Annotated in this window: 7 protein-coding genes; 5 read left to right on the top strand and 2 right to left on the bottom strand. The window is 61.5% G+C overall.

What is annotated here, in order from left to right; genetic code table 11:
* On the top strand, positions 1-299 hold a 299-nt coding region (locus NW857_RS01330), incomplete at its 5' end, for a hypothetical protein (protein WP_414367762.1).
* Here the strand turns inward: NW857_RS01330 and NW857_RS01325 are convergent.
* Positions 296-1,567, bottom strand: a complete 1,272-nt coding sequence (locus NW857_RS01325; RefSeq protein ID WP_414333539.1) for an aspartate aminotransferase family protein — start codon at positions 1,565-1,567, stop codon at positions 296-298. The two genes, NW857_RS01330 and NW857_RS01325, sit on opposite strands and share 4 nt — an antisense overlap.
* A 103-nt stretch (positions 1,568-1,670) precedes the next feature.
* Between NW857_RS01325 and cysC the strand changes: the two genes are divergently transcribed.
* From cysC to lspA, 3 genes are all read left to right on the top strand, one after another.
* A complete protein-coding gene (gene cysC, locus NW857_RS01320; RefSeq protein ID WP_414333538.1) occupies positions 1,671-2,210 on the top strand; it encodes an adenylyl-sulfate kinase in 540 nt (179 codons plus the stop codon).
* An 86-nt stretch (positions 2,211-2,296) separates the two neighbouring features.
* Positions 2,297-2,521, top strand: coding sequence for a hypothetical protein (locus tag NW857_RS01315; protein WP_414333537.1), 225 nt, complete (start codon positions 2,297-2,299; stop codon positions 2,519-2,521).
* A gap of 209 nt (positions 2,522-2,730) precedes the next feature.
* Complete coding sequence (lspA, locus tag NW857_RS01310; RefSeq protein WP_414333548.1) at positions 2,731-3,246, top strand: signal peptidase II; 516 nt, start codon at positions 2,731-2,733, stop codon at positions 3,244-3,246.
* A gap of 156 nt (positions 3,247-3,402) precedes the next feature.
* Here the strand turns inward: lspA and NW857_RS01305 are convergent, their stop codons facing one another.
* Complete coding sequence (locus tag NW857_RS01305) at positions 3,403-4,398, bottom strand: carotenoid biosynthesis protein (protein WP_414337207.1); 996 nt, start codon at positions 4,396-4,398, stop codon at positions 3,403-3,405.
* A gap of 205 nt (positions 4,399-4,603) precedes the next feature.
* Between NW857_RS01305 and NW857_RS01300 the strand changes: the two genes are divergently transcribed.
* A partial coding sequence (locus tag NW857_RS01300; protein ID WP_414333533.1) for a M23 family metallopeptidase occupies positions 4,604-5,256 on the top strand: 653 nt, incomplete at its 3' end.

The following is a 5,256-nucleotide window of genomic DNA, read 5'->3' as shown; positions in this document are numbered from 1 at the left end:
GCCGCCTTCTAGCTTTGCCGGGGTCGCAGGCCACCCTCTACGTGGAGCTGATTCAGGTTTCTCTCCACAATCTTGAGTCGGGATCCCCGGCGCTGCTCTGGGTACGGCCCCTGTTGCTCGAGCAGGGATCCCAAGTGTGGAACCTGCGATCCACCTCGGATTTGCTCTGGCCGGCTGACAGCTTTGTTGCGGCCTACGCCGAGGAGGTACTGCCCCTGCTCGAGCAGGCCGGGGATCCCCTGCCCCATGAGGCCCGCCAGCGGCTGCAGGCGTTTTTGCAACAGCTCTACCAGGGCTAAGCTTGCCAGGACTCTGTCCCGCCATCGCCAACGGCTAAGCTCTGCAGAGCCGATTCCAGCCGCGCCAGCGCCTCGTCAATCTCCTTTGGCGTGACGATCAAGGGGGGCACAAAGCGCACCACCTGGGATCCCGCCGGCACCAGCAGTAGCCCCTGCTCCAGGGCCGCCCTGACCACCTCAGCCGCCGGGATGCGCACCACCAAACCCTGGATCAGGCCCCAGCCGCGCACCTCTTGAACAAGCTGCGGAAACTGCCTTGCCAGGCGAGACAGCCCCTGGCGCAGATAGGCTCCTGCCTGCTGGGCATTCCAAACCAGGCTTTCGGCCATCAGGGTGTGGCAAACCGCCAGGCCCACTGCACAGGCCAAGGGATTGCCGCCAAAGGTGCTGGCGTGATCCCCCGGCTGAAACACGGCGCAAAACTCTTTGGCCAAGAGGGCGCCAATCGGGATCCCACCGGCGAGACCCTTGGCCAAGGTGAACACATCCGGCTCCACTCCCAAGTTGCAGTAGCCCCAGAGCCTGCCGCTGCGCCCCATGCCCACCTGCACCTCATCCAACATCAGCAGGATGCCCCGCTCGCTGCAGACCCGGCGCAGCCACTGGAAGTAGGCGGGATCTCCTGGGACAACCCCCCCCTCCCCCTGCAGCGGCTCCAGCAGCACGGCACACACCCGCTCGCCCCAGCGCTCCAACACCACCGCCGTACCCTCGAGATCGTTGTAGGGAACGTAATCGAAGCCGGGCACCAGAGGGGCAAAGTCTTTTTGGTATTTCGGCTGGCCGGTGGCGGTAATGGTGGCCAGGGTGCGTCCATGAAAGCTGGCCTGGGCGGTGAGGATCACCGGATCCTGGATCCCGCGCACCGTATGGGCGTACTTGCGGGCCAGCTTGATGGCGCCTTCATTGGCCTCTGCCCCCGAGTTGCAAAAAAACACCTTATCGGCACAGGAGTGCTGGGTCAGCCATTGGGCCAGTTGCGCCTGCGGCTGGTTGTAGTAGAGGTTGGAAACATGGTGCAACTGTTGCGCCTGCTGCGTCAGCGCCTGGATCCAAGCGGGGTGGGCATGGCCCAACGTGCAGGTGGCAATGCCGGCCACAAAATCCAGGTACTCCCGCCCCTCTTCATCCCAAACCCGGCAGCCTTCCCCCCGCACCAAGGTCAGAGGATAGCGAGCGTAGGTGGACATCACATGCTGCTCGAACAGCTCGGCAGTGGTCGCGGATTGCGAGGGGGTATCGACGAGAGAAGAGCTCAGCGGTGACATGGCCGGCGGCAAGACAGAGAGAGAATGGACAGTGATTCGAGTGTATCACTCTGCTCTGAGGATGCTATTCTGACGAAGCTCTAAGGAGACGGGATCCACACCCATGGGGCGGCGGGGGGTAACAGTCTGGTTTACGGGGCTCAGCGGCGCGGGCAAAACCACCCTGAGCTGCGGTGTGGCCCAGCAGTTGCAGGCTCTGGGGCTGGCGGTGGAAGTGCTCGATGCAGACCTGGTGCGGCAACACCTGACCAAAGGGCTCGGCTTCAGCAAAGAAGATCGGGATGAGAACGTTCGCCGCATCGGCTTTGTGGCAGAGATGCTGACCCGCCACGGGGTGATCGTGCTGGTGTCGGCCATTTCCCCTTATCGGGCCACCCGGCAGGAGGTGCGGCGGCAGATCGGCAACTTCATCGAAGTCTTTGTGGATGCCCCCCTAGAGGTATGCGAACGTCGGGATGTCAAGGGCCTCTATCGCAAAGCGCGGGCAGGTCTCATCCAGCATTTTACCGGCATCGACGATCCCTACGAGCCGCCGGAATGTCCAGAGGTGGTGTGCAAAACCGCCGAGCAAAGCATCTCTGAATGTATCGAATTGGTGATGCAAAGCCTGAGAATTCACGGCTATCTCCAACAATTCTCCTAGCTTAATAGAGCGCTGGGCCTGGCGGGTTTGGGATCCCTTGTGGGAAGATATGAACAAGCATTTCGTTTCTGAGAATCAAGGTAGCTATGGCAGTGACTCGTGCCGGACGAACCTCTGTGATGCGGGGCAGCAGCGAAGGAAACCCTGCCAAGTTCATGGAAATGGCCAGCTCTTTGCTCAACACCCGCACCCGCCAAGGCAGTGGCAAAAAGGTTGAAGATCGCTCCTCCTACGGCAAGGCGGGCAATCCGCAAGAGTTTCTGCAGATGGCCAGTGAGTTGCGCCGATCCCTGGAGCAACAGGGTCGGTAGCCGCTCTGGCTCTCTTTATCTGGACTGTGGGATCCCCGTCCGGCTCAGCCAGCCGGGCGTTTTTCTTGATTAAGCTCTCCAGCCAGATGAACCCCCAAGCCTTGCCCCTGCGGTTTGTCACCCACACCACAGGCGGGAGAGAGAATGTCAGGATGGGAAAAGTGCTCCTCTGAGCGCTATTGCCAGTGGACGTGGTGAAGCAAAAGGGCATGAAAAACACGGGCTTTTGGCTGGCCGGGATCCTGGGCGTGATCCTGGATCAGGCGACCAAGCGTTGGGCGGTGGAGCGGCTGCTGCCGGGGCCGGAAATCGAGCTGTGGCCGGGGGTGTTTCACCTTACCTATGTGGAAAATACCGGCGCCGCCTGGAGCTTGTTTGCCGATTCGGCAGAGTTCCTCAAGTGGGTCTCGTTGGGGGTAGCGGTGGCGCTGGCGCTGCTGGCGATTCGCGGCGGCAGCCTGGGCCGTTGGGAACAGGCGGGCTACGGTCTGGTCTGGGCAGGAGCGGTAGGGAACGGCATCGACCGCTTTCTCAACGGCTACGTGGTGGATTTTTTTAATCTGGTTTGGATCCGCTTTCCGGTGTTTAACGTGGCGGATGTGGCCATCAACCTTGGGGTGGCCTGCTTGCTGATCGGCTTGCTACAGGACAAATCAAAGGAAACGGAACCGGCTTCCACTTCGCCTCATCCAGAAAAAAAGTCTGGCCACGGCGGCAGCAGTTAAGTTAACAAACTACCCCACCGCTGCCGCGACTTGGGCTCCATTTTGGGTGGCCCCGAAGGATCCCCCCATTCGTCCAGGCAGATATGGGCCAGCAAGAGGGGTGAGCACCGAAAGGGCTACAGGGCACTGTTGCTCCCTCATAACTACGCCAGGCAGCTATTTCACCCCCGCCCAGCCAGGATCCTCCAGCGCCTGCCAGGTTCGAGCTGCCTCTCCTTCAACCGCTTCGGGATGGGAGGGTGCAGGCGGGGCGTTCCACCACAACCCTAAGGCTGGCCCCAAGCCCAGCAACAGGCCTAGCCCCGCTGGCGCGAAAATGCCGGATCCCAGGCTCATCAGCAGGGCAAAAGCAAAATTGGCTACATAAAGCACCAGCGGCCCCAACAACTGGCGGCGGTTCAACACAGGCTGATCTTTCCCCCAGAGGAGGTTGGCTACGGTCATAAAGGCGGCCCCGGTCAGCATCCAACCGCCGAAGTTTTGCAACGGCATGCCGAAAAAAGGCCCCGGCTGAAACCACGTCCAAAAGGGGATCAAGCCGCGGGTCATGGCCGGATCCAGCACGAAGTCCCAAGCGGTGAGCAGCAGCGCCCCCAACAGGATGGCCTCGCAGTGGATCAGCCAGTGGCGACCCGCTTGCAGCGCCACCCGCGCCAACAGGTAAGAGGACAGCCCCACGTAAAACCAAGACAAAGGGATCGTGAAGGGAACCAGCCCGGCAATCTTGTAGCCCAGCCCACTGAGGTAGCCGTAGTCGCCAAAGGGGATCCCTGTACTGGTGCCCAACAGCTCGCTGGCCAGGGAGATGCCCACCGCCGGGATCAAAAACATCAACAGGCGCCGCACTCCCAACAGTCGGGATCCCATCAAAGCCGCCGCCAGCGCCCCGAACACCATGTAGGCAACGCCGCCATTGCCCATGCTCCAGGAGAAGGCTTGAATGCCAACGGGGGGCAAACTGGCCACCCACTCAGGATGGGGTACAACCCAAAGCAACCCTGCCAACCCGAAGAGCAAAGACAGAATGTGCAAACCCAGCGCCAAAGCTTCCAGCCGCCGCCAAATTGAGCCGGACAGAGGCAGAACACTTCGCCAAACAGAAAGCTGCAAAGACGGACTGACGAGAACACCAGAGGACGAGAACCAACGCATGAGAAACTCCAGGAGAGTGGTTAAGCAAAGCCGCTCTGCCTCTCTACCGCTCCTACAACGGCTGAGGAGAAAAGCGGGTGGCCTGGGAAGAAAGCCCAACTCCAAGAACGAACCCGCTTGCTTGCGGGCCGGCCTACTTGGGATGGCTCCCTGGACAGAGGTGTCACTGCTGCTAACGGTGACACTGCTGATATTTTGCTGTCTATTGTATCAATTCGTAAACATCCCCTCTGTCTTTGCCCAGGGCCTGCCCCTACCTCGGTGGCAGGGATCCCTGGTGGGGGTGTACGCCCAGTTGGCCCGGGCTGTGGAGCGCCGGGACTGGTCTCAGGCCCTGCGCCTGGTGGATCTCTTGTATCGGCAGTCGCAGGATCCGGCTCAGCGTCAGGAGCTGGAAAACTATCGGCTGGCGCTGGAGAGCCATCGCTCTGCCGATGGGGATGCGCCGCTGCCCCAGTGGCCGTTCTTGCACAAGCCCTTTGTCGGCGAATTTCCCGTCACCAACCTTTTCGACCACGATATGCCCCTGGGGGAGGAAGATGGCAACGGACGGTTTGTCAGTGGGCAAGGCCAAGTTTGGCTCCCTGGCCCGCTGCACCCCTGCGGCAAAAGCGATGGCCACGCCGGCTACGACTGGGCCATGCCGGTGGGTACGCCGATCTTGGCCGCCGCTTCAGGACGGGTCACCTTGGCGCGTCAAGAGCCGCAGTTTTTGTGTCCTGGCTTGGGCCGCCCGGTCAGGGGGTTGCGGGTGCGCATTCTGCACGAGCCAGGCGGCTTGGAAACCCTCTACGCCCACCTCAGCCAAATCCGGGTGCAGGAGGGACAGAGAGTGGCGGCAGGGGACGTAATCGGCCT

The organism is Synechococcus sp. H55.9, from assembly GCF_047462355.1.
Lineage (GTDB): Bacteria > Cyanobacteriota > Cyanobacteriia > Thermostichales > Thermostichaceae > Thermostichus.
Note: the sequence above shows the minus strand (reverse complement) of the source record. Positions and strands in the feature narration are given on the sequence as shown.

Bases quoted from the DNA above. Each gene is read 5' to 3' on its own strand.
- NW857_RS01325 (WP_414333539.1), bottom strand. From the start codon at position 1,567: ATGTCACCGCTGAGCTCTTCTCTCGTCGATACCCCCTCGCAATCCGCG.
- cysC (WP_414333538.1), top strand. From the start codon at position 1,671: ATGGGGCGGCGGGGGGTAACAGTCTGGTTTACGGGGCTCAGCGGCGCG.
- NW857_RS01315 (WP_414333537.1), top strand. From the start codon at position 2,297: ATGGCAGTGACTCGTGCCGGACGAACCTCTGTGATGCGGGGCAGCAGC.
- lspA (WP_414333548.1), top strand. From the start codon at position 2,731: ATGAAAAACACGGGCTTTTGGCTGGCCGGGATCCTGGGCGTGATCCTG.
- NW857_RS01305 (WP_414337207.1), bottom strand. From the start codon at position 4,398: ATGCGTTGGTTCTCGTCCTCTGGTGTTCTCGTCAGTCCGTCTTTGCAG.